Here is a 25,608-nt window from a genome sequence, read left to right as displayed (position 1 = left end):
TTTTCGCTTGTCTGGCCAAATTCCTTTGAACCCTGAACTTAATTTTATTCAACTGTTCTCCCTAAAAGTGTGCCTTGCGTATTGTCATACACAAAAACGTTCACAATGTCACCTATTTTCTGTCCTTCCAGTTTATCGAAGACACATACGGCATTCTGAGAGTTTCTTCCTTTCCACTGGTTTTTATTTTTCTTGGAAATTCCTTCAATCAGAATCTGATGCTCTCTTCCAACATACGATTTCATTCTTTGTTTTGAAAGCTCTCCCTGAAGGGCAATAACCTCAGCAAGACGTCTCTGCTTCACATCAGCCGGAATATTATCTTCCATTTTCTTGTGAGCAGGGGTTCCCGGCCTTTCTGAGTACGCAAACATATAACCGTAGTCATATTCCACTTCTCTCATCAGACTCAAGGTATCCTGGTGATCTTCTTCTGTTTCATTACAGAATCCTACGATCATATCCTGTGAAAATGCTACTTCCGGAACAATTTCCTTCGCTTTTCTGATCAGATCAAGATATTCTTCACGGGTATGCTGTCTGTTCATTGCTTCCAGCATATTATTACTTCCGCTTTGTACAGGAAGATGTACATATTTACAGATGTTGTCATGTTTTGCCATCATTCTGAATACGTCCAGACTCATATCCTGAGGGTTGGAAGTAGAGAATCTGATTCTCAATCCAGGAACAGCTTTAGCCACTAAATCAAGAAGTTGAGCAAAATTTACGGCTGTTGCTTTCTGCATTTCAGAGGCTTTGGCAAAATCTTTTTTAGGACCTCCTCCATACCAAAGGTAAGAGTCTACGTTTTGTCCTAAAAGGGTAATTTCTTTATATCCGTTATTGGCAAGATCTTTACATTCTTCAATAATAGAGTGTGGATCACGGCTTCTTTCTCTTCCTCTGGTAAATGGAACCACACAGAATGTACACATATTATCACAACCTCTTGTAATGGTAACAAAAGCGGTAACACCGTTTCCTCCTAAACGGACAGGATTGATATCGGCATACGTCTCTTCTTTGGAAAGAATAACGTTGATGGCATCTCTCCCATCATCGGTTTCTTTCAAAAGGTTTGGTAAGTCTCTGTAGGCATCCGGACCTACAACAAGATCCACCAACTGTTCTTCTTCCAAGAACTTGGTTTTCAGCCTCTCCGCCATACATCCCAGAACACCAACCGTCATATTCGGTCTTTCCTTTTTAAGATTTTTGAACTGAGAAAGACGCATTCTTACGGTCTGTTCCGCTTTTTCGCGGATGGAGCATGTATTTAAAAGAATCAGGTCGGCTTCTTCAACTTTCATCGTTGTATTATAGCCCTGTTCATTAAGAATGGATGCAACAATCTCAGAGTCAGAGAAATTCATCTGACAGCCATAGCTTTCTAAAAACAGTTTTTTAGAGTTCTCCGGTCTTTCTGCAATAGCAAAAGCTTCGCCCTGTTTTGTTTCGTCTATATATTTTTCCTGCACGATAATCGATTTAAGGTTCGTAATTTAAAATTACGAACGAATAAGTTTGCAAAGATACAAAATATTGTGACAGAATGTCAGCGCTATTATTTTAACAAAATCATAAATTGAAAAAGTGTTGGAATTCTCTCATTGAGCCTCCCATTACTTTAATTTTGAAAAAGAAAACTAATAATCCTAATCGATATCTGCAGACATTGAAGAGAAGTTCATTTTAACTTTAATCTGTGAGGCTACTGGCTTCCCGTTACAAGACGCCGGAATCCAGTTTTTCTTTATCCTTCTTACAACGTACTGCATATCATCAAAGAAAACTTCGCTGTTAGCCACCTTAGGCATTCCTTTCACATCCGTTACTTTTCCCTTTTCATCAAGCACTAAGGTAAAGGTAAAATCTCCAGTCAAAGCATAGAAATCAGAATTCAGGTACGCATACATATATCGGTTCAGGATATCTTTGTAGGCTGCAACACCTCCTTCAAAAGCAGCGGGTTTAAAATCATTACATTTTACAGCAACCTGCATAAAGGGTTCTTTAATATCTATTTTTAAAAGATTTTTATTACTCTCTCTGATAAAAGAATCATCCCTTTCTTCCTGATCCTGCGCCAGTGAAAAATTCATTGCACATAAAGCCAAAAATAAAAATATAGTTCTCATGCTTGTTTCCTAATAATAAACAAAGGTAAATATTTAGCTTATGTATAAAAAAGAAAAACTTCACGCAAAGCATGAAGTTTTATATATAGTTTCTGAATATCAGACAACTGTCTGATTATTTCTTTTCTTATTATAGCAGGCCTTTGATATGTTTATAATTGGTCTTCACCGTTTCAAAAACCTCATCCATTTTACCGCCAAGCATAAGCTGAGCCATAGACTTTGTCATTCCCATAATCTGATCAAATTCAACCTTCGGAGGAAGAGCCAGCGCATTGGGATTCGTAAAAATATTCAGAAGATAAGGTCCTTTGTAATCCAGGCATTCTTTGATAGCGCTTTCCACATCTTCGGGAAGATGGACATTTTTTCCCGGATATCCCATGGCATGCGCGATCATGGCAAAATCAGGATTAATCATGTCTGTCTCATTGTCGGGCATTCCGCCAACTTCCATCTCCAGCTTTACCATTCCCAGGGTTCTGTTATTGAAAACAATTAATTTGATTGGTAATTTATACTGAAAAATAGTAGCCATATCCCCTAAAAGCATAGACAATCCTCCGTCTCCACATAGAGCAATTACCTGTTTCTCAGGATGCGCTAAAGCTGCCCCGATAGCCATTGGCATCGCATTCGCCATTGATCCGTGGTTAAACGATCCCAGCATTTTCCTTTCGCCTGTTCCTGTAATAAATCTTGCTCCCCAAACGCAGCACATTCCTGTATCTACGGTAAAAATAGCATCATGTTTAGCAAGTTTGTCTAAAGTGTGGGCCACATATTCCGGCTGAATTGCATTCTCTTTTCCAGAATCTTTAACATACTCCAACTGGTTTTCTTTCACTTTATCGTAAAACGCCAGCTGTTCATTCAGAAAATGAACATCCGTTTTTTCGTCAAGTAACGGCAATAATGCTTTGATGGTTTCTTTGACATCTCCGGCAAGTCCTAGCTCGAGTTTTGCTCTTCTTCCCAATCTTTCAGGACTTTCATCAATCTGGACGATTTTATTTTTTAAAGGCATAAATTTCTGATAAGGAAAATCCGTCCCCAGAAGAATGACGAGATCAGCTTCATGCATAGCGTGATAGGCTGAAGGAAATCCTAACAGACCTGTAAGTCCCACTTCATTTGGATTATTGGGCTGAATAGCCATTTTCCCGCGGAATGAATATCCTACAGGTGCCTTTAATAGCGTTGACAAAGCGATCACTTCATCGCGTGCTTCAGCAGCACCTATCCCACAGTACAGGGTTACTTTTTTGCTTTTATTCACCAGTTCCGACAAACTTTTCAGCTCATCATCCGATGGTCTTATCACAGGATTGGTTTTAAAGATTTGGGTGGAAGTAGAGCCTTCTTCCGCATCCAGCTCAGAAACATCTCCCGGCAGACCTATGACCGCAACTCCTTTTTTGGATATAGCATGCTGAATGGCGGTCTGCACGGTTCTCTGTACCTGTTCAGGTCTTGTAATCATTTGATTATAATAGCTGCAGTCATCAAACAGCTTTATTGTATTGGTTTCCTGAAAGTAATCCATGCCCATTTCATCACTGGGAATGGTGGAAGCAATCACCAGCATAGGAACATGAGAGCGATGAGCTTCATACACTCCATTGATCAAATGAACGTGTCCGGGGCCGCAGCTTCCGGCACAAACTGCCAAACCATCAAGCTCAGCCTCTGCCGCTGCGGCATAAGCCCCTACTTCTTCGTGTCTTACATGAATCCACTGGATACTGCTTTTTTTAACGGCAATATTCAGATGATTGAGACTGTCGCCGGTTACTGCATAAATTCTTTTCACATTGGCATTTTCGAGCATTTCAACAATCTGCTCTGCTATGTTTTTTGCCATAATTGGTCTGTTTTGGTGGTTATTTTTTGGTGAAAATAGTATTTGAGAAGAAGAAAATCTTCCTATCTCTATCAAATTTAACTAATAAAGTTGAGACTCCATCCCTAACTCGATGTTAAAAAATTGTAATTTAAATTTTGATTCTATTGAAACCTCACGGGTTTTGAAAACCCGTGAGGTTTCATTTCCATGTAAAACAAAACAGCCACCAAAAAGGCAGCTGCTTATATCATATGTTTCGGATTTTACATTACTATTTCAATCTGATTTCTCAACAAATCTTCAAATTCATCTCTTTTACGGATCAAATGAGCTTTTCCGTCTAAGAATAATACTTCAGCAGGCTTTAATCTTGAATTGAAGTTCGAACTCATTTCAAAACCGTAAGCTCCTGCATTATGGAAAGCAAGAATATCTCCTTCTCTTACCTCGTTCAGTTTTCTGTCCCATGCGAACGTATCTGTTTCGCAGATATTTCCTACTACCGTATAAATTCTTTCTGCACCTTTTGGATTGGACAGGTTTTCAATCATATGGTAAGAATCATAGAACATTGGGCGGATCAGGTGATTAAATCCGGAATTAACTCCAACAAAAACAGTAGCTGTTGTCTGCTTGATCACATTAGCTTTCACTAATAAATACCCGCTTTTTCCTACTAAGAATTTTCCAGGCTCAAACCATAATTCGAATTTTTTTCCTGTAGATTTTGAAAATTCAGAAATTACTTTCTCTACTTTTTTACCTAATGTTTTCACATCAGTTTCTTCTTCACTGTCCTGGTAAGGGATTTTGAATCCGCTTCCCATATCCAGATATTTAAGGTTCGGGAAATGCTCAGAAAGTTCCAGCATAATCTCCAAAGCCTGAAGGAATACATCCGGATCTTTTATTTCACTTCCCGTATGCATGTGAAGACCTTCAACATTAAGGTTGGTACTCTTCATCACTCTTTCGATGTGACGAACCTGGTGAATAGAAATCCCGAATTTACTGTCAATGTGCCCAGTTGAAATCTTATAGTTACCTCCTGCAAAAATATGCGGATTGATTCTTACTAAAATCGGATAGGTATTTCCGTATTTATTCCCGAATTGCTCAAGAATAGAAATGTTATCAATGTTAATATGAACTCCAAAAGTCATTGCTTCCTCTATTTCAGCAAGGTCAACACAGTTGGGTGTAAATAATATCTTTTCTTTCGAAAATCCTGCCTTTAATCCCAGCTTAACTTCGTTGATAGATACACAATCCAAAGATGCACCCAAATTCTTGACATACTTAAGAATATTGATATTGGTCAAGGCCTTCGCTGCGTAGAAGAACTTAGTATGTTTTAAAAATGAAGAGGTAAGTTTTTCGTATTGAATTTTGATGGATTCAGCATCATAAACATACACCGGTGTGCCAAACTCATTGGCAATCTTTAATAATTCTTTTGAATTCATAATTTCATTTTAACATAAAAAAAGGCAGATTCTTCGAAAAAGAGCCTGCCACATTGATTATTTTTTTATGCAAGACAACTCTTTTAAATATTCCAAACCTTAGAGAACTTTACAGTTCCCTTTTTTCCAGTTTTATTTTGTTTAAAATTTTGCATTGCTACTATTTATTTTTTGCAAAAATACTATTTATTTTTTGATTTCAGGAAAATTGATTTGAATTGTATTCTCCTCAGAATAAACTTATAACATGAAGACACTCTATCACTTCGGCAGTGGTAATGTCTCAAAATCCGCTCGAAGAAGTGCCAGCTGCAGTTCGTTATTCAAATCTGTAGAAGACAGCGGAAGGTCAATTTTCAGTTTAGCCAGCTTACTCAGCGTCTGAATCTGTGTAAACAATTCATAGAAACCAAAGGAGACCACTTTTCCGTTTTCTATAATTAAAAACAGTTTTTCTCCTAATTTTCTTCCCGGCCCGAGCCAAAGTTCATTTCTTTTTCTGAATTCAATTTTTTGTTTCAAGACAGAAAAATCTTTAAATTCTTCCTGAGAACCAATAAATTGAACAGCTTTTGTTCCCTGGGTAAATGACCTGAATTTCAAGACCGGCTTCTCAGTTTTATTAAGCTTATTTTTCTCAACTACATATTTATTATTCCTGAAATATAATCCGAAAGGTAAGACCTCTTTCTTTTTAATATTTTTGGAATTAAGGATCAGTTTGGCAATAATATCTGTTCCTGTAAGCTCAAAATTAATCTGTTCAACATCTTTCTGGATCTTCTCCCATTTTTTTGATTTCGAATTGAAAACTTTTTTGGAAAATTTGTTGATATCCTGAACGTAATCAGAAAACATAATACGTCCCGCTTCATCCTGAAAATACACAAAGCCTTTGTCATTAGGAAGATCCTGCGTAAGTTCTTTGATCTTGTTGATATACGTTTTGGCATTAGACTCATCGTGTTGCTTCTGAATAATCTCATTTTCAATATCTTTTGAGATCAGAAGTTTGAAAAGTTCTAATGTAGCTCTTGCATCGCCTTCCGCCCTGTGATGGTTGGTCAATGGAATACCCAATGATTTTACCAGTTTTCCCAAGGAATAACTTACTTCATCAGGAATCAGTTTTTTTGCTAACGGAATTGTATCTAAAGTATTGATTTTAAAATCATAACCAAGCCTTTTGAATGACTGGCGAAGCATTCTGTAATCAAAATCAATATTATGACCTACCAAAGTTGTATTCTGAGTAATTTCTATCACTCTTTTGGCAATTTCATGAAATTTCGGAGCAGTCTTGACCATTTTTGGGGTAATACTGGTCAACTTTTGTACAAAAGGAGTAATATCACCTTCGGGGTTTACAAGGGATATAAACTGATCTGTAATTTTCTGACCGTCATATCTGTAGATGGCGATATCTATAATGCATTCATTTCTATAACCTGCACCATTACTTTCTATATCTATAATTGAATACATGAATGTGTGTTAACTGCTGTTTTTCTAGTTTACTATTTAGACCTGCTTTTATTCCCCAATAAAATAAGGCTCTGTTTTACTGTTATGTAAAGATAACCTGCTAAAATAACAAAAAATATATCAAAACACAGCAGGTTAGCTTTCAAAATTATCTTCTTCTGCCTCCCAGCCCGAACATTCCGAGAATAGCTTTTGCTCCTTCCCTCATTAAAGTAGAGGTAAAGGTACGGCCAGCCTTACTCTGTAAAACCTGTTCGAACATTCCGGGTTCTTCTTTTACGGGTTTTGCCTTCTGTGCAGGTGCGGGGTTTTGTGCTGCCTGTTCCATCCTGGTGGTCAGCATTTCGTAGGCAGACTCTCTGTCTAATGCCTGCTCATATTTTGCTACCATTGCTGATCTGGAAGTAAGATCGGAGACTTCCGCCTCACTCAGAACATCCATTCTCGATTCGGGAGAAATCAGGTAAGTATGCACTAATGGTGTTGGTATCCCTTTTTCGTCCAGTGCTGTCACAAATGCTTCTCCAATTCCCAGATTCTGGATCAGGCTGGAAGCTTCGTAATATTCTGTGGTAGGATAATTTTCTACCGCTTTGGTAATTTCTTTTTTATCTTTTGCCGTAAATCCTCTTAGGGCATGCTGTATTTTTAGCCCTAATTGGGAAAGAACATTTTCTGGAACATCCCCGGGAATCTGGGTAATAAAATAAATTCCTACTCCTTTGGAACGGATCAGTTTCACCATTGTTTCGATCTGTGAAAGAAGCGCTTTGGAAGCTTCATCAAAAATCAGATGGGCTTCATCAATGAATAATACCAGCTTTGGTTTCCCACTGTCTCCTTCTTCCGGAAACGTCATATAAATTTCAGCAAAAAGCGAAAGCATAAACGTTGAGAAAAGCTGTGGTTTATTCTGAATATCTGCGACTCTTAAAATATTAACCACTCCTTTTCCATCCCTTGTTTCCAGTAAATCATGAACGTCAAAGCTTAATTCACCGAAAAATCCTGCTGCGCCCTGCTGCTCCAAAGCTACAATAGATCTTAAAATAGCTCCCAAAGATGCTGATGCAATGGATCCATAATTGGCTGCAAGCTCAGCTTTTCCCTGTGCATTATCGGTCACATACTGCAATACTTTCTTCAAGTCATTAAGATCAATCAAAGGAAGACCTTTATCATCACAATATTTGAAGACTATAGACATGATACTTTGCTGGGTATCATTCAATTCAAGGATTTTACTTAATAAAACAGGCCCAAATTCTGTAACAGTAGCTCTCAGTTTCACTCCTTTTCCTCCGGAAATACTCATCAATTCTACAGGAAAGCCTTGGGGATTATAAGGAAGCTGTGTCTTCGCATATCTTTCCTCAATGATAGGATTCATTTGTCCTGCTTCTGCAATCCCGGAAAAGTCTCCTTTAATATCCAGAACCAAAGACGGAATTCCTGCGTGAGAAAGCTGTTCTGCAAACACCTGTAACGTTTTTGTCTTACCGGTTCCGGTAGCTCCTGCAATAAGACCGTGGCGGTTAATCGTTTTCAGAGGAATGGTTACGTTTACTTCCGTAACAACTTCTCCATCCAACATCCCTTTTCCTAATATTATATGCTCTCCTTTTGGAGTGTATCTCGTGTTTAATTCTTCAATAAATTGTGTTTTGTCTGCCATTTGATCGCTTTTTTAACTTATAAATATAGAATTTTTTAGAAAAATTTGAGTAAATAAAATAATATAATGATTAAATTATATTCTAAGTTCCCTAAATTTATTTTCTAATTTAGCCTTGAGAACAACATATATACCACACATGATTTCATTAAAAAAAATTCTACTCGTTATTTTTGCTTTTTACTCCACCTTGTTTCTTGCTCAGAAAAGAAATGAACCTGTTAATTTACAGATTAAAGGCGATTACACCCACTTGCCGACATCAGCCGTTTTCCCTGTTTTATGGTCTGGCTTTCAAAGAGAAGAAATAGTATCTTATGATCTACAGAATAAGCACATTGTGGTAAGCTATGTACAAAAACACCGTAAAAAAAGTAAAACGGTCCTGACCTTCTATATTTATCCTAAAAAATTAGTTGACAACCAGCTTTTGAGAGATGAATTTTCCATATATGAAACGGTTCTGAATCAGAATTCCAATAAAAGTGTAGACTTAAAACCTATGTTTGGAAATATATCCAATGATAAGGTAAAAGTAAACTATATCTATTCAATTTTTGATCATTCAATGGGTGAACGTGATTTTTTCAAAGGTGTAAAATATACTGATAAGAAGTCACTCCTTTCTATTTATGAATGTGGAGGATGGGGCTTTAAAATCCGAGGATCAAGCGATGAAATGACCCATGATCAACTGTCTGAACTCAAAAACAAAGCTGAGACATATTTTGGTGTATTGGATATCGCTGCTAAAAAAACTCTTCCTGTTAGCCATACTCCGGATATCATCTTATCTCCTGTTATCAAAAGAGATTCCATGATGACTAATGCTGTGCTTGCTTCGGTGTATGCAAAAACAAAATGGCTGGGAGAAAATGCAGATAAAAAAGAACTTCTGACAGGCTTCAATGATATGAATATCGAGTCTGAAGTATATGCCATAGACAAAATGATAGAATTCTATAAAACTCATGAAACAAAGTGGCCGATGCACGAAGACACTAAAAAATATTTTGGTGAAATAATTAGATTAGCAGACAACGGAAAAATTAAAGATTACCTCTATGACAAGTACAAAAGACTGATCCGTTATGATGAGGGAGAAGCTAATAAAGAGGAATATCTCCAATTCAAAACAGAGAAGAACATTACAGAAAACACCAATGAAATTCTGTACAAAATATATTATCAGATAGAGTAAAATGAATGCTTTAAAGACATTGTTCCAGAAGCAGGACATGATATAAAACAGCATTTGCCAATTGACATTATGTAAGGCATTCTTTTTGCTAAAAAACAGCAGATACCAAACGTACGTTTAACAAAGTATTGAAAGAAACTATCAATGGAATTTAACATTTCATTTAGAATTGATCTAATACTTCGTATCTTTAACTCATTAAAAAAAAGACCCAATGAAAATTGAACAAATATATACGGGCTGTCTGGCTCAGGGTGCCTATTATATTGTATCAGAGAATGAAGCTGTCATTATTGATCCTTTAAGAGAAGTAAAACCTTATCTGGATCGTCTGGAAAAAGATAATGTCACTTTAAAATATATTTTTGAAACTCATTTCCATGCTGATTTCGTATCCGGACATTTGGATTTAAGCAAGAAAACAGGTGCTCCGATTGTATACGGACCTACTGCTGTTCCGGAATTTGACGCTATTATTGCTGAAGATAATCAGTTTTTTGAGATCGGAAAAGTGAAAATAAAGGTACTGCACACACCGGGACACACCATGGAAAGCAGTACTTACCTTTTAATAGACGAAAATGGTGTTGAAACTGCAATCTTCACAGGTGATACGTTGTTTCTGGGAGATGTAGGAAGACCGGATCTTGCCCAAAAGGCGACTAATCTTACCCAGGAGGATCTTGCGGGAATTCTATATGACAGTCTTCAGAGCAAAATCATGCCATTGGATGACAGCATCACTGTTTATCCGGCTCACGGCGCTGGTTCTGCCTGTGGAAAGAATATGCAGAAGGAAACTGTTGATATTCTGGGGAACCAGAAAAAAACCAATTATGCTCTTAACCAACCGGACAAAGAGTCTTTCATCAGAGAAGTTCTGGATGGTTTAACAGCTCCACCGAAATACTTCGGAATGAACGTCGCTTTAAATAAAGGTGGCTATGAAAGCCTTGATGTTGTAATGAACAAGGGACTACAGCCTGTTGAAGCGGAGGACTTTGAAGCTTTGGCTGAAGAAACTGGAGCATTAATTTTAGACACTAGAGGAGCTGCGGACTTCCATAAAGGATTTGTTCCCAACTCTATCAACATAGGACTGAAAGGAGATTTCGCCCCATGGGTAGGAACGCTTATTGTAGATGTAAAACACCCTTTATTATTAATTACTGATGAAGGTACTGAAGAGGAAGTGATCACCAGACTAAGCAGAGTAGGCTTTGATAATGTGATCGGATATCTTAAGGGAAGTTTTGAAGCATGGAAAAATGCAGGCAAGGAAACGGATGAGATCAAAAGAATTACTCCGGCTGAATTTGCAGAGCAGTTTACAGCAGATGCTACCGTAATTGATGTAAGAAAACTGACTGAGTATTCTGCAGAGCATATTGACAATGCATACAACAAACCGTTGGATACCATCAGTGACTGGGCGCGTACTATTGATGATTCTGAACATTTTTTCCTTCACTGTGCCGGCGGATACAGAAGCATGATTGCAGCAAGTATACTTAACTCACACGGAATCAGAAATTTCACTGAAATAGAAGGTGGTTTTAACGGGATCAAAAAAACGGAAAAACTGCCAACTACAGATTTCGTATGCCAATCTAAGACCCTGTAAGATCATGAAAATTCAGTTTTCCGGATTAATTTTAGTGTTAGCTTTTATGCTAAGTAGCTGTAAGACATCACCTACAACAGCAGTTCCTACTGCCAGCATTAAAGAAGTAGTCAACAGTTCCGAGGTAACGCTGGTAGATGTGAGGATTCCGGAGCAGTACGCTGCAGGAACAGCAAAAAATGCAATCAATATTCCTTTGGCAGAGATTCAAAACAACATAGAAACTTTAAAAGGAAAAAAAGTTGTTGTATTTTGCAATAAAGGAATTCAGGCAGATCAGGCTATGGAAATTCTGAAGAAAAATGGTGTGGAGGCTTATGATGGTACAACCTGGAAAAATGTAAAAGCGATTCAGGACGAAACAAGCAAAAAAGCAAACTAATAAAACCAAAACTATGTCACAAAAATTTCAGGAAATTATAGATTCCGAAAGACCTGTTCTGATAGATTTTTTCGCAACATGGTGCCAGCCCTGTAAAGTACAGTCTTCGGTATTGAATACGGTAAAGGAAAACATTGGCGAAGGGGCCAGAATTATAAAAGTAGATGTAGATCAATATCCGGCATTGGCCGCTCAATACGGAGTGCGCGGGGTTCCTACACTGGCCATTTTCAAAAAAGGAGAAATGCTATGGAAGGAAAGTGGTGTTCATGATGTGAATACCCTCACCCAACTTTTACAAGAATATGCTTAAAACTGTGATTTTTCACAGTTTTTTTTATAACTCCCACAGATCGCACGGATTTTCACAGATGTTTTTCTTTATATAGATTAAAAATCTGTGAAAATCTATAAAATCTGTGGGAAAATCCTAAAATTCAATAGAAAAAGAATCACGGTCATTCAAAAACTGGAAATGTTTTCTAAAGTCCTTCAATTCCTCCAGATACAGTTCTGCAAATACGAGATTTCCCTGTTTCTGAGAAATTTCTTTTCCGTCACCAAAAAAGCAGTGAGAACTTTCCTGATACAACAGATCATTTCCATCAGTTCCTATTCTGTTGAGACCAAATACAAAAGATAAATTTTCAATTGCTCTGGCTTTCAACAGATGCTCCCAGGCCCCTACTCTCTTCTCGGGCCAGTTGGCAACATATAAAATGGCATCATAATCATCATTATTGCGGGCAAAAACAGGAAAACGAAGATCATAACATACCTGAAGCAGGAAACGTATTCCTTTGTATTCAACGATTACTCTTTCTTTTCCCGGTGTGTAGACCTTATCTTCTCCGGAAAAAGAGAACAGGTGTCTTTTATCATAAAAGGAGATTTCGCCATCCGGCTTCACAAAATACATCCTGTTGTAGAAATTACCGTTTTGTTCTACCGGAGCACTCCCGCAGAATGCTGCATTTTTCTCTTTTGAGATCTTTTTCAAAAATTCCAGCGATTCATTATTCCTATCTGATACTTCGGAAGCATCCATACAGAAACCTGTTGAAAACATTTCAGGAAGAAGAAACAGATCTGCCTCCACATTCAGCAGTTCACTTTCTATATGTGCAAAATTCTCAGTTTTTTTTTTCCAGATGATATCTAAATTAAGCCCTGCAACTTTCATCTTTTATTCTTTTAATTATTTCAAATATGAAGTATAAAAATACAGCTTTTATCTTTACAAAAGGAGAATTAAATGGTTGAAAAAGTAGTTTTTCATACAAAAATCGGGTACTTTTTCTTAATAATGTATTAAAGTCAACCATTTTTATATTATTGCTATTCTTTCGGTTTCATTTTTGATAGAAATATTTTTTATTATTATCCTTAAAATTAAAAATTTATGAAGAAATTGTTTTTTATGGTGGCGATCTTCTTTTTTGGTGCTATGGCTAATGCTCAGGCCTGGACGGGAAAGGGAGATCAGAAAATACAACTGGGGCTGAGCGCCTGGGGATATGGAACCGGAGTAACGGGAACTTATGACTATGGACTCAACAAACTTATTTCAGTGGGTGCCGGGATCAATGGGTATTTTGACAATTACAAAGACAACGATAAGGATAATCGTGTTTTTGTTTTCGGAAGACTGAACTTTCATTTGCAGGAAGCCCTGAATCTTCCTTCAAAATGGGATATTTACCCAGGTGTAGACCTTGGAGTGCTTGGAAGAGACTTTGGAGTAGGCGCTCACATCGGAGCACGTTATTTCTTCACAGAGAAAATTGGGGTTTTTGCAGAAGTAGGTAACAATGGCAGTCTTGGCGTTTCTTTCAATTTATAATCAAATCGTCTTTAAATATGACAAAGCTTCTCGTTTCGGGGAGCTTTTTTATTTGGCATAGTTTTGATAATTGTTACCTTTGCAAATTAAAATCTAAAATTTATTAATGGAAATAGCAATCAAACTTTTTCAGTTCATTCTGAGCATCTCTATACTTGTGCTTCTTCATGAGCTTGGGCATTTTTTACCGGCAATATGGTTCAAGACCAGAGCAGAGAAGTTTTTCCTGTTTTTTGATCCTTACTTCTCCATATTCTCCATGAAGAAAATCAACGGAAAATGGCAGTATAAATTTTTATCCAAGAATCTGCCGGATTCTGAAGTAATAGAGGTTAACGGAAAGAAGGAAGAAGTTCCTATCGACATATCAAAACTTCCGGACAACGACTGGAGAAAACACCCTGAACAAACAAAATACGGAATCGGCTGGCTTCCTTTTGGAGGATACGTGAAGATTGCAGGAATGGTGGACGAAAGTATGGATACTGCCCAGATGAAAAAACCGGCAGAACCTTGGGAGTTCAGATCAAAACCAGCGTGGCAGAGGCTTATCATTATGCTGGGGGGAGTTACCGTTAACTTTTTTCTTGCGTGGTTAATCTACAGCTGTTTATCATTCTTCAACGGAGAAACTTATACAGATATTACAAAATTTAAAAATGGTATTGAAGCCACTTCTGCAGGAAAGAAAATGGGTTTCCAGAATGGTGACAAAATCATTAGTGTAGACGGAAAACCGGCAGAAAGACTTGAAAATACTTCCATCAATATTCTTTTGGGAGATCATGTTACCGTAAACAGAAACGGACAGGAAGTTACTTTCCCTGTCAATGCAGACGGTGTTGCAGATGTTCTTAAGCAGAAAGAAGCAAAACTATACATCTCTCCAAGGGTATCTATGGTTATTGATTCGTTGGCTACTCCTTCTTCCCAGGCATCCGGACTGGCAAAAGGTGATAAAATTGTAGGAATCAACGGTAAGAAAGCGGCATTCTTTGATGAAGTAAGCACTCTTTTAAGTGAAAATAAAGGAAAAACAGTTTCTGTGGATGTTGAAAGAAACGGAGCTGTAGAGACATTACCTGCTGTTTCTGTGGACAAAAACGGAAAACTGGGGATCGCCATCGATACCAAAAGCATAGCAAAAGATATTGTAACGAATAAAAAGTATTCTTTCGGAGAAGCTATTCCAAGAGGATTCACAAGAACTATTGAAGCATTAACGACTCAGGTAAAGCAGTTCAAAATCATGTTCAATTCTAAAGTTCAGGGGTATAAGAACGTCGGAGGGCCTATTGCTATTGTAAAAAATATGCCTGTGGATAAAGATGCGGATGGAAGCGTTAAAATCAACTGGGTGGCTTTCTGGAGCTTTACAGCGATGTTCTCTGTATGGCTGGCATTCCTGAACCTTATTCCTATTCCTGGACTTGATGGTGGGCACGTTTTATTTACTTTATATGAAATTATTGTAGGAAAACCTGTTCCTCAGAAAGTTTTGGAAAACGCCCAGATGATCGGAGTTATCTTCCTGTTAGGTTTGATGTTACTGATCTTTGGAAGCGACATCTTCAAAGTATTTATGGGTAAATTATAATTTTTTTTAAATTTTTCTTAAAAATATTTGTAGGGTATAAATATTCGTCCTATATTTGCACCACTTAAAACAAAGGACATTCCTCCTTAGCTCAGTTGGTTAGAGCATCTGACTGTTAATCAGAGGGTCGCTGGTTCGAGCCCAGCAGGAGGAGCAAAAAAGACTTACAGAAATGTGAGTCTTTTTTTGTGCCTTAATCTGACGAATTGTACAACTGTACTATACAATAACCATGTGCAACTTACTTTCTGTTTCAACGAATATTATTCAGTTTTCCAGATGTTTCATGTAACTATTTCCGTAATAATTCGACTATTATTGGAAGAGTTATTCAAACTGAGAAAATTTTCTTCAGATGAGTATTTCTCTGCAACAACAAAGAATAATAAAATCAATATATCGTATTGCATAAATACCCCATTCTACCATGAAGAAAACTATTATTTCGTTATTAACAGCATTTTCTATTGCAGGGATTTCGGCACAGGAAAAGTCTTATTTTTTATCAGGTCCCTCATTAAGTCCGGATGGAAAAACAGCTTATTTTGCATATGACGGCGATATCTGGAAAGCAGACTCTAATGGAGGAAATGCTTCAAGAATTACCGCCCTGGATGGAGAAGAGATCAATCCCCGTCTTTCCCCGGATGGAAAATGGCTTGCATTCAGTTCTAATCAATATGGAAATTATGATGTGTATGTAATGCCTGCAGGAGGTGGAACCATCAAGCAGTTAACCTTCCATACCGGAAGGGATGAAATGGAAAGCTGGGCGTGGGACAGCAAAACGATTTATTTTACTTCCAACAGAAATAATAATTTCGGCAGCTTTAAAACTACAATTGAGGGAAAAACCCCACAAAAGCTTTTCAACAATTATTTTAACAACACCAATGGTCTTGTCGAAAGTCCTTCAGGAGAATATCTTTTCACAAGTTCTTCGGAAAGCGCCCATCAGGTACAGCGTAAGCGTTATAAAGGAGAAAATAATCCTGATATTCTGGGGTACAACCCAAAAAACAATTCTTTCAAACAGTACACCAACTATGAAGGGAAAGATTTCAACCCAAGTGTAGATAAAAATGGTATTATCTATTTTATTTCTGATGAGAATAATGGAGAATACAATCTTTATAAAATCGAAAATGGTAAAAAAACTGCTTTAACGCAATTTGATACTTCTATTAAAAAGCCTTTTGTCTCAGCAGACGGATCTAAAGTTATTTTTGAGAAGGATTACCAGCTTTATACTTATGATGTAGCCTCAAAAAACACAACTCCTCTCAACATCAGCCTGAATACCAACAAAACATTGGAAAAAGCTCAGAATTTCAATGTGGAAAATAATATTTCCTATTATGACGTATCTCCGGACGGTAAAAAAATGGCATTCATAAGCCGTGGAATCATATTCGTTTCTGATATTGAAGGAAAATTTGCCCAGCAGGTTTCTGATGGAAAAGAACGCGCCATGGAAGTGAAATGGCTGAAAGATAACCGTACTCTTCTTTACAACCAGACTTATAACGGCTATCAGAACTGGTTTACTATTCCGGCCGATGGAAAAGGCAAGCCGAAGCAATTAACGGAAGATTCAAGAAATAACCGCAGCATCACACTCAATAGTGATCTTTCAAAAGCAGTGTATTTAAGCGGAAGAGATGAAGTACGATTATTGGATTTAAAAAGTTTTACATCTACAACTATTGTAAAAGACGAGATTTGGGCATTCCAAAACTCAAGGCCTTCTTTCTCCCCTAATAACGAATATGTATTATTCTCGGCAAAAAGAAACTTCGAGCTCGATATTTTCATCTATAACATCAAAAAAGGACAGACTTTAAACCTTACCAATACAGGCGTTTCTGAAGAAGATCCCGTGTGGTCTCCGAACGGAAAATATATTTATTTCGCCAGCGACAGGACCAATCCGTCTTATCCATTAGGCATGCAGAAATCCAACATTTACCGTATGGCTTTAGATTGGTTTGACGAGCCATTTAAGTCTGAAAAATTCGACAATCTCTTCACTGAAGAAAAGAAGGAGGAAAAATCTTCAGATAAAGAAAAAGACAAGAAGGATAAGAAAGAGGAAGACAAGGATAAAAAGGAAGAAAAAGAGCCGGTAATCAAAGAACTAAAGGTTAATCCTGATGATACCCTGGACAGAATTGAACTGGTTACCGACCGATATGGATACCAGGATGATCCAGCTGTTTTCGCTGATGATAAAAAAGAAATTCTTCTTTTCAATTCTAATCAGGACAATGGAAAAAGACAGCTGTTCAAAAAGGTATTCACAGATTTTGAACCTGCCAAATCTGAAAAAGTTTTCGAAAAAGCAGCTTATTATGTAACCAAAAATGATAAAAACCTGTTTGCCCTGATAGAAGGTAATATTTACAAAACAACTGTAGCGGCATTAAAGCCTGAAAAGATCAACATCCAATATAGTTTTGATAAAGATCTGGCATCAGAATTTACCCAGATGTACGCTGAAGCATGGACAGGTGTGGAAGAAAATTTCTACGATGAAAAGTTCCATGGTATCGACTGGAAAGCTAAAAAGGAGCAATATGCCAAGTATCTTCCGTATGTTCATAACAGGAATGACCTCAGAATATTATTGAATGATCTTTTAGGAGAGCTTAATTCTTCACACACCGGATTTTCTTCTACCGGAAAGGAAGAAACCATGTTCCTGAACTATTTTACGAACGAAACAGGAATTATCTTCAAAAAAGACCAGCCCTACACGGTAGAAAGCATTCTGAGAAAATCCCCTGCTTACCGTTCCGGCGTTGATATCAAACCTGGAGACCAACTGACTTCTGTAAACGGGAAAAAGATTGATCTTAACGAAAATATAGAAACGTATTTCACAAGCCCTAAAAAACAGGATGAGCTGGTTCTTACCTTTAATCGTGATGGTAAAACGGTAACTACCAAAGTACATCCGATTTCTAATGGAGAATTAAAAGGCTTGCTTTACGACGATTGGATCTACAATAATCATCAGCGTGTAGATAAGCTTAGCAACAACCGTATTGCCTACTCCTGCATGAAAAACATGTCTACTGATGAGCTGGATCATTTTCTTCTGGACATGGTAGAACAGGAAAACAGAAAAGATGCTGTCATTCTTGACTTACGTTACAATACCGGTGGAAATGTGCATGATAAAGTATTGAATTTCCTTTCTCAAAGACCTTATTTACAATGGAAATACCGTGAAGGAAAAATAACAACCCAACCCAACTTTGCTCCTTCCGGAAAACCTATCGTCCTTTTGATTAATGAAGCTTCATTGAGTGATGCCGAAATGACTGCAGCCGGGTTCAAAGCACTGAAACTGGGGAAAATCATCGGTCAGGATACTTACAGATGGATTATTTTCACTTCAGCCAAAGGATTGGTAGACGGATCTTCTTACAGACTTCCTGCATGGGGAACCTACACATTGGACGGACAAAATCTTGAGAAAACAGGTGTAAAACCAGACATTTATGTTAAAAACACCTTTATGGATCGTCTTCAGAACAATGATCCTCAGCTGGAAAGAGCTGTTCAGGAAATACTAAAAGATTTAAAGAAGTAAAAATTTCAGAACAATAAAAAATAAAAAAGACTTACATTGCTGTAGGTCTTTTTTATTTCTTTTAAAAAAAACAGGTCTAAAAATTCCATTGCTTACAGCTTAGAATTTATACCATTCCGAATAACGTCTGCCCATCGCAAAAAATATTTAAAATTTAATTTATTGAAAAATAAATCAATAGCTTCTTTCGATGAATATTCAAGAATAAAAACTTGCTTGGTATGGATATTCATACTATATTTGCACCACTTAAAACAAAGGAAATTCCTCCTTAGCTCAGTTGGTTAGAGCATCTGACTGTTAATCAGAGGGTCGCTGGTTCGAGCCCAGCAGGAGGAGCAAAAAAGACTTACATTTCTGTAAGTCTTTTTTCATTTTATAAGTTCCACAAAAAAACACCGAAATGATCTTAAAAATTTTCACTTTCACGTTGTTTTAACGCTCTGATTATTATATTTTAAGCATAAAAAATTCCCGGTTAATTTTTAATCAACAGATATATTATTTTCGCTACTTTTGTCGTTTTATAGGATAGAATAAAAATATTTTATTTTTTTACCTGTTTTTTAATTAAACTGCATGCTTTTTGTTTATGCTAAATGCCTGAAGAAACAAATGATGTTAAACAATAACTCCCAAAAACACTATCTTTTATTTTTTTTCCTGATTCTCGCCGGTTCCGTATGTGCTCAAAACACGGCCAGCGGCAAGGTGGTTGACGAAAAGAACAATAAAGAACTGAATAACGTTGATATTTTTATCAACAATGATAAAACACCTGCCTTAACGACAACTTCGGGCAGTTTCATTGTTCAGTCAGACAGCATCATTCATCAGTTAAGATTTTCCAGAAAAAATTATACCACAGAAACCCTTGATATCAGCCCTGAAAATGCTGACAATATTTTCGTACAGCTGTCACAGGCTAAAGTAAGCGATATCCAGGAGATCGTTCTTCAAAGCGGTAAAACAAAATACAAAAACAAGAAAGAAAATCCGGCTTATGCAATTATGCAGAAAGTGTGGGCACAAAAAAGAAATAACGGACTGGAAAAATTCGATACTTATTCATATAAAGAATACGAAAAAACACAGTTTGACCTGAATAATCTTGACAGTGCGTTCATGAAGAAAAAGATTTTCAATAAACTTGATTTCATTTTCAGTTATGCAGATTCTACTGCGAGTGGAAGACTTGGTCTTCCTATCTTCCTGAATGAAGCCGTTTATGAAAATTATGGTAAAAACAGGCCGGACAAAGACAGTAAAAGAACACTGGTTGCCCAAAAGACCTCAGGCTTCCAGGACAATCAGGTCATAACGGTTTCTGCTAAAAACTTATACCGTGATATCAATATCTACGACAATACCCTGAATTATTTCGATATCGGATTCCAGAGTCCTGTTGGTACTGATGGCTTCAATACTTACGACTATAGTCTTATGGACACCATTACGATTCGTGGGGAAAAAGCCTTCCAGATAAGATACCAGCCAAAGAGAAAAGATGTCCTTGCATTTCAGGGAAACCTTTACATTGATACAGATACTTATGCCGTTTTAGGAGCAACATTAAAGTCAACACAGAAGATTAACGTCAACTTTGTCAATAGTGTGTATACTCAGGTAGAATATGACAATCCTGATGATGCTACGTTTCTTCCCAAAAAACTGGTGACAGAATTTGAAATGAGCCCTTTCTCAAAGAAGAAAGGCGCCAAAAGTATCATCGCCAAAAGATCGGTAGATTACTCCGATTATCAGTTCAATAAACCTCTTGATCCGAAAGTATTCAAACGTACCGAAGAAGAATACGAAGATAAATTTACCAATAAAGATGATGCTTACTGGACAAAAGTCAGACCTGACACCTTATCCAAAGCAGAACAGGGCGTTTACAACATGCTTGACCAGCTTCAGCAGACCCCGAAATTCAACCGGATGGTAAAACTGTTTGAAACGCTTGGTTCACGTTATTATAATGCCTTTAAAGGAATAGATATCGGGCCTATATTTTCGATTTACGGAAGAAATGAAGTAGAAGGAGACAGAATAAGATTAGGAGCAAGAACTTATTTCGGATTGAATGATACCTGGAGAGCACAGTTTTATACAGCTTATGGATTCAAAGATCAGCAGTTTAAGTATGGTGTTGAGGCAAGATATATGTTCAATAAGCTTAACCGATTTATGATCGGAGCCGGAACCAGCAGAGATATTGTTCAGCTTGGGGGACAGCTTACATCAGGTGATGGAGTTACGCCGCAATCCTCATCTACCAGTACCTTTTTTGCCAGAGGAGAAAACATTTCCTTAAGTTCTGTAAATAAAACAAGTGTTTTTGCAGCTATTGAGCCATGGAAAAACTTTCAGATAAGAATAGATGGAGTGATGCAGAGTATTAAATCTGCTATCCCTGAGAAATTCAATCTGATGTATTATAAAGACGGCCAGCTAAGGAAAACTGTTAATGATTCCCATGTTACTATCAGCTTAATTGCAAAACCCGGAGCTAAGTTTTCACAAACCGGTATTGACCGTTATCAGGCGAGAAACCTGGCACCAACCATCGTTTTAAGATACACGCGAGGTATTGAAGGATTATTCAATGCTGACTTCAATTATGACAAGCTTCAATTCATGCTATACAAGCCGTTTTTGATTGGAAGTATGGGAAAACTAGTGGTTAATTTTGAAGCTGGAAAGAATTTCAATACAGTTCCATTGGCACTGCAAAATATTATTCCAGCCAACCTTTCCTATGGTTTAGTACCAAACACATTCTCTCAGCTAAATTATTATGAGTTTGTGACAGATGCCTATACTACACTTCAGCTTGAGCATCATTTTAACGGTAAAATACTTTCTTATATTCCATTGATTAAAAAGCTGAAATTGAGAGAAGTTGCATTCATCAGAGGAGCCTACGGAACATTAAGTGATGCTTCCAAAGCAATCAATGTAGAAGGTTTTAAATATTCTGCACCAAGCGAACATATCTATTATGAATACGGATTCGGAATAGAAAATATAGGAATCGGAAACCTGAGAATCTTCAGAGTAGATTTTAACTGGAGAGGAAATTATCTTGACAAACCGGATATCTCAAAGTTTGGCGTTAAAGCAGGATTCCAGGTAGGATTCTAAAGTAAATATACCATATAACAGATTCGGCGGCTTCTTTGAAGCCGCCGAATTTTTTTTAAAGCTTATATAATAAGGACTGCCTTGATGATTAAAAGCACTCGCAACCTTCTACATCAAGCAGGCAACGCATTTGCTGCTCCTTTGTCAATCCGCACCATACACTACATGATGTAATTGGTTTTGCCGGACACCACACTTCTCCGCCGTTAATATTTCTCAGACTGGCTTTGGTTAGTTTTCTTAAATTTTTCATGATTGTTTAGTTTTATTTACTGCCTACTCTATTTGCTTTTCGGCTTCCGCAACTATTTTAAAGCATGTCAGTTATCAAATATAAACATATTTCACCAAAAAAAGAATTTTATAAAAACAGTACATAAAAAAACCTCAGTAAAAACTGAGGTTTTAATTTTTATAAAACGCTTAAATTATGCGTTTGGTTCTACAGATACGAAAGATCTGTTGTTTGCTTTCTTTCTGAAAACTACTTTACCATCTACTAATGCAAACAAAGTGTGATCTTTACCGATTCCCACGTTATCACCTGGGTGGTGCTGAGTACCTCTTTGTCTAACAATAATATTTCCGGCAATAGCTTCTTGTCCTCCGAAAATCTTCACACCTAATCTTTTAGAGTGAGACTCTCTACCGTTCTTGGAACTACCGACTCCTTTCTTGTGTGCCATTTTATTACTGGATTATTTATTAAGTGCTTTAAATTGATCGATGTTCTTAATGATAGCAGCATCTACTTCTTCATGAGTAAGAACATTCTTTTCTAATTCAACTTTAACTGCTTTACCTAAAGTAATTAAAGTTTCTCTGTTCTCTTTAGACTGAGACAAGTTGTTTTTCTTTAAGTGATAGTTCAACTCGTGATCTTCACCAAAGTTAACAGTTGCGTTGTCAGAAAGAACTTCACCTTTCACAGTTTCTTTTTTAGCAGCAGCTTTTTTAGCACCACCTTCAAAACCTGTAATACCAGTGATTACGATTTGAGTTAAAGATTGTCTGTGACCGTTTTTCACTTTGTAACCTTTTCTTCTTTTCTTTTTGAAAACGATTACTTTATCAGCTTTAACGTGGTCAAGGATCTCTGCTTCTACAGTGATTCCGTTTACAGCTGGGGCGCCTACAGTGATTGCACCGTTTACAGTAAGAAGAACTTTATCGAAAGAAACTTTTCCTCCTTTATCTCCTTTTAAACGGTTTACAAACAACTTCTGGTCTTGCTCAACTTTGTATTGAAGCCCTGCTATTTCTACAATTGCAAACATTGTTTATAAATTTTTAGTTATTTCGAGGTGCAAATATACATATAAATTTCTAAATAGCTTACAATCAAAGCAATGTTTTTTCAAATAAAATCTTATTCACTTTATTTTGATTAATTTTTTTTATTAATGTACTCACAATTAAGAGATAATTTCATAAATTCGTTTTACCAAATTGATATTATATATGAAAAGAAACTTTAATCTCTGCTTACTAGCAGGTGCCATTGCTGTAACTTCATTGACAGCATGTAGTGATGACCAAATGGACAACAATGTTCAACCTCAACAAGAAGCACTGAGTGCAAAAGTTGATCAGCCGGGAACTACTGAAAAAGGATGCTCCTATGTAGACAACAACTGGAGCACCAATTCAGTCTTACTGACCGGGCTTCAAAACTCCACAGACACCAATTTTATGAACGGCCAGATGACCAGAATTGCAAGCATGTGGGGAAGAAGCACCCCTACTCTGCGTTTTGTAAATGATCCGTCCAATTTCAATTCAACCTACAATGCTATTTCCTACTCAACAGGAAAGATCTATTATGGGTACGCTATTTATTATGATGCAAAATCAAAAGGCGGCGATATTGTAAACGCAATGATTCTTGCTCATGAATACGGACATCAGCTGCAGTATATCTTCAATCTTCCTTCTGTATCGGAGTCAACGTACAGACCGAACGAGCTTGAGGCAGATGGTTTTGCAGGATATTATCTGAGAAGACCTAACGGGTACAATAAAACCAGCTTCCCGGAAATTGCGGCAGCCTATGAGTTTGCTCAAAGTATCGGTGACTATCAGACAACAAATGTAAACCACCATGGAACACCGGCACAGAGAAGATCGGCAGTTCGTTTAGGATTCCTTCTGGGCCAGTACGATCTTAATGCCTCCAATTTCGATTACAACTTCTTCTATTATTATCAGGGAGTTTTAAATGGCACTTATAAGATGGCTAAAAACACAGTAAATCCGGAAATTGATGCCTACATGAGTCAATATATAGATGAGCTGAGAAAAATTCAGACAGGAGAAATTTCTGCGGAAGAATTTAAACATCTTCAATAAACGAGAACATTCATTTTTAGCATATTTAAGAAAGGAGGCGGGCAGTATGTTCCGCCCCTTTTTTGTTTAAAAAATCTTTTATGTCTTAAACAATCAATTTGTTTGTATTTTTGAAAAAATTACAAAGAACTTCCAACCCACCTATAATGAACAGAGATCTCTATATTGATTTCGCCAAAGGACTGGCAACACTTTCCATCATATTTATCCATACCGCTTTCTGGTCCGGACAATTTTATATTCCCGCTGAAGTAAGAGTTTTCTCGCTTGTTTTTGACGTAGCTCTTTTTTATGCTTTGAGCGGAATCACTTCGGGAGCGAATATTGAAAAAACATTATATCGTCTTCTGAAACTCCAGATCACCTATATGATTTTTGTGACTCTCCTGTTCTTTTTAGATTACTTCTTTAAAGTGTTTGGCCTGAGTTTCTTTTCCATGGAATGGCTTCAAAGTTTTTATTCAACATTTGGGTCAAAATACTCCGCAACCAGTGTTTCAGCATACCCTCAATGGGAAAATCTCGGAAACTGGTATCTTCATCAGTACACCAATGCCGACACGTTTCCGGTGGTAATGGGAAGCTTCTGGTATTTAAAAGTCTATTATGTACTTACCGTTTTCGGTGTCCTTATTTTAAGGTTCTTCCCCAAACATATCAATTGGTTCATCGGACTTTGTATTGCTCTAACCTTGCTATTCAATATCTTCCCGGAATATTACCCAACAGGACAAGTGGGATATGTTGCTTTCTACCTTGCTGTTTTTTTAGCAGGACACAAAATGCGTGGAAAAAAGATCCCCACCAAAGCGATTCCTGTACTATATGCACTTACAGGAATGGCTCTTATATGGATGTTCTGGTACTATGGAGGAGATATTTTCTACAAAATCAATAAAAATAAATTCCCGCCGAAAATCCCTTATATCATCTGGGCATTATTCTCTCTGGTAACCTTATTTGTTCTTTACAACCGGCTGAAGATCACAAAAGAAAACTTTATTACCTATATCGGGAAGAATGCTATTTTCTTCTATTTTGCACAGGGAATAAGCTCTTCGCTCGTTTATTTCCTGGTAGTTCCACTAAAAGAAAATATGCCATGGTGGCTTTTAATACTCATTATTTATGGGATTAATATTATTTTAGCCTTCATTATTTCAGCAGGATTGAAAAAAGTAGATGAAACAGGCTGGAGACTTTTAGAATACTTCAGGAAAAACACAGCCATTAATAAATCATAATAATTATATC

General features: G+C 37.1%; 20 protein-coding genes and 2 tRNA genes. 12 read left to right on the top strand and 10 right to left on the bottom strand.

Features of this window, described 5'->3' with window-relative positions; translation table 11 throughout:
- Positions 1 to 44: 44 nt before the first annotated feature.
- From miaB to FFS26_RS17845, 6 genes are all read right to left on the bottom strand, one after another.
- On the bottom strand, positions 45 to 1,481 hold the full coding sequence (miaB, locus tag FFS26_RS17870) for a tRNA (N6-isopentenyl adenosine(37)-C2)-methylthiotransferase MiaB (protein WP_110011540.1): 1,437 nt from the start codon (positions 1,479 to 1,481) through the stop codon (positions 45 to 47).
- A 177-nt stretch (positions 1,482 to 1,658) separates the two neighbouring features.
- Complete coding sequence (locus tag FFS26_RS17865) at positions 1,659 to 2,141, bottom strand: hypothetical protein (protein WP_228406576.1); 483 nt, start codon at positions 2,139 to 2,141, stop codon at positions 1,659 to 1,661.
- A 130-nt stretch (positions 2,142 to 2,271) separates the two neighbouring features.
- Positions 2,272 to 4,005, bottom strand: coding sequence for a thiamine pyrophosphate-dependent enzyme (locus FFS26_RS17860; protein ID WP_137905708.1), 1,734 nt, complete (start codon positions 4,003 to 4,005; stop codon positions 2,272 to 2,274).
- A gap of 245 nt (positions 4,006 to 4,250) precedes the next feature.
- Positions 4,251 to 5,453, bottom strand: coding sequence for a diaminopimelate decarboxylase (gene lysA, locus FFS26_RS17855; protein WP_170872057.1), 1,203 nt, complete (start codon positions 5,451 to 5,453; stop codon positions 4,251 to 4,253).
- Between the two features lie 261 nt (positions 5,454 to 5,714).
- Positions 5,715 to 6,938, bottom strand: coding sequence for a PolC-type DNA polymerase III (locus FFS26_RS17850; protein WP_110011542.1), 1,224 nt, complete (start codon positions 6,936 to 6,938; stop codon positions 5,715 to 5,717).
- A 148-nt stretch (positions 6,939 to 7,086) separates the two neighbouring features.
- Positions 7,087 to 8,613 carry a helicase HerA-like domain-containing protein gene (locus FFS26_RS17845; protein WP_110011543.1) on the bottom strand — a complete coding sequence of 509 codons (1,527 nt, stop codon included), beginning with the start codon at positions 8,611 to 8,613 and terminating at the stop codon, positions 7,087 to 7,089.
- Between the two features lie 139 nt (positions 8,614 to 8,752).
- Here FFS26_RS17845 and FFS26_RS17840 point away from each other — a divergent pair, with 139 nt between their 5' ends.
- The 4 genes from FFS26_RS17840 (at position 8,753) to FFS26_RS17825 (ending at position 12,133) form a co-directional block, all read left to right on the top strand.
- A complete protein-coding gene (locus tag FFS26_RS17840) occupies positions 8,753 to 9,814 on the top strand; it encodes a hypothetical protein (RefSeq protein ID WP_110011544.1) in 1,062 nt (353 codons plus the stop codon).
- Positions 9,815 to 10,028: 214 nt separating this feature from the next.
- Positions 10,029 to 11,438, top strand: coding sequence for an MBL fold metallo-hydrolase (locus tag FFS26_RS17835; protein ID WP_137905707.1), 1,410 nt, complete (start codon positions 10,029 to 10,031; stop codon positions 11,436 to 11,438).
- Positions 11,439 to 11,442: 4 nt separating this feature from the next.
- On the top strand, positions 11,443 to 11,820 hold the full coding sequence (locus tag FFS26_RS17830; RefSeq protein ID WP_137905706.1) for a rhodanese-like domain-containing protein: 378 nt from the start codon (positions 11,443 to 11,445) through the stop codon (positions 11,818 to 11,820).
- A gap of 13 nt (positions 11,821 to 11,833) precedes the next feature.
- Complete coding sequence (locus FFS26_RS17825; protein ID WP_034692844.1) at positions 11,834 to 12,133, top strand: thioredoxin family protein; 300 nt, start codon at positions 11,834 to 11,836, stop codon at positions 12,131 to 12,133.
- A gap of 117 nt (positions 12,134 to 12,250) precedes the next feature.
- Here the strand turns inward: FFS26_RS17825 and FFS26_RS17820 are convergent, their stop codons facing one another.
- On the bottom strand, positions 12,251 to 13,003 hold the full coding sequence (locus tag FFS26_RS17820; protein ID WP_137905705.1) for a nitrilase-related carbon-nitrogen hydrolase: 753 nt from the start codon (positions 13,001 to 13,003) through the stop codon (positions 12,251 to 12,253).
- A 219-nt stretch (positions 13,004 to 13,222) separates the two neighbouring features.
- Here FFS26_RS17820 and FFS26_RS17815 point away from each other — a divergent pair, with 219 nt between their 5' ends.
- The 6 genes from FFS26_RS17815 (at position 13,223) to FFS26_RS17790 (ending at position 22,005) form a co-directional block, all read left to right on the top strand.
- Positions 13,223 to 13,663, top strand: coding sequence for a DUF6646 family protein (locus tag FFS26_RS17815; RefSeq protein WP_110011548.1), 441 nt, complete (start codon positions 13,223 to 13,225; stop codon positions 13,661 to 13,663).
- A 106-nt stretch (positions 13,664 to 13,769) separates the two neighbouring features.
- Positions 13,770 to 15,260, top strand: coding sequence for an RIP metalloprotease RseP (gene rseP / locus FFS26_RS17810; RefSeq protein WP_110011549.1), 1,491 nt, complete (start codon positions 13,770 to 13,772; stop codon positions 15,258 to 15,260).
- An 80-nt stretch (positions 15,261 to 15,340) separates the two neighbouring features.
- Positions 15,341 to 15,414, top strand: a tRNA-Asn gene (locus FFS26_RS17805).
- Positions 15,415 to 15,687: 273 nt separating this feature from the next.
- Positions 15,688 to 18,858: a S41 family peptidase gene (locus tag FFS26_RS17800; RefSeq protein WP_137905704.1), complete on the top strand. Its 3,171-nt coding sequence runs from the start codon at positions 15,688 to 15,690 to the stop codon at positions 18,856 to 18,858.
- Positions 18,859 to 19,123: 265 nt separating this feature from the next.
- A tRNA-Asn gene (locus FFS26_RS17795) sits at positions 19,124 to 19,197 on the top strand.
- A 276-nt stretch (positions 19,198 to 19,473) separates the two neighbouring features.
- Positions 19,474 to 22,005: a DUF5686 family protein gene (locus FFS26_RS17790; protein ID WP_228449455.1), complete on the top strand. Its 2,532-nt coding sequence runs from the start codon at positions 19,474 to 19,476 to the stop codon at positions 22,003 to 22,005.
- Positions 22,006 to 22,093: 88 nt separating this feature from the next.
- Here the strand turns inward: FFS26_RS17790 and FFS26_RS22605 are convergent, their stop codons facing one another.
- From FFS26_RS22605 to rplU, 3 genes are all read right to left on the bottom strand, one after another.
- Positions 22,094 to 22,258, bottom strand: coding sequence for a bacteriocin-like protein (locus FFS26_RS22605; RefSeq protein ID WP_171006347.1), 165 nt, complete (start codon positions 22,256 to 22,258; stop codon positions 22,094 to 22,096).
- Between the two features lie 175 nt (positions 22,259 to 22,433).
- Positions 22,434 to 22,691 (bottom strand): 50S ribosomal protein L27, encoded by a 258-nt coding sequence (rpmA, locus tag FFS26_RS17785; protein WP_002984034.1) that lies wholly within the window; start codon positions 22,689 to 22,691, stop codon positions 22,434 to 22,436.
- A gap of 12 nt (positions 22,692 to 22,703) precedes the next feature.
- Positions 22,704 to 23,282, bottom strand: a complete 579-nt coding sequence (rplU, locus tag FFS26_RS17780; protein WP_110011737.1) for a 50S ribosomal protein L21 — start codon at positions 23,280 to 23,282, stop codon at positions 22,704 to 22,706.
- Between the two features lie 184 nt (positions 23,283 to 23,466).
- Here rplU and FFS26_RS17775 point away from each other — a divergent pair, with 184 nt between their 5' ends.
- Together FFS26_RS17775 and FFS26_RS17770 are read left to right on the top strand one after the other, a co-directional pair.
- Complete coding sequence (locus tag FFS26_RS17775) at positions 23,467 to 24,354, top strand: metalloprotease (RefSeq protein ID WP_137905702.1); 888 nt, start codon at positions 23,467 to 23,469, stop codon at positions 24,352 to 24,354.
- Positions 24,355 to 24,500: 146 nt separating this feature from the next.
- Positions 24,501 to 25,598, top strand: a complete 1,098-nt coding sequence (locus FFS26_RS17770; protein ID WP_137905701.1) for an acyltransferase family protein — start codon at positions 24,501 to 24,503, stop codon at positions 25,596 to 25,598.
- Positions 25,599 to 25,608 lie beyond the last annotated feature (10 nt).

It is taken from the genome of Chryseobacterium sp. 2VB, assembly GCF_005503635.1.
Classification (GTDB): domain Bacteria; phylum Bacteroidota; class Bacteroidia; order Flavobacteriales; family Weeksellaceae; genus Chryseobacterium; species Chryseobacterium cupriresistens.
The sequence above is the reverse complement of the archived record's forward strand: the minus strand, read 5'-3'. Positions and strand labels throughout refer to the sequence as shown.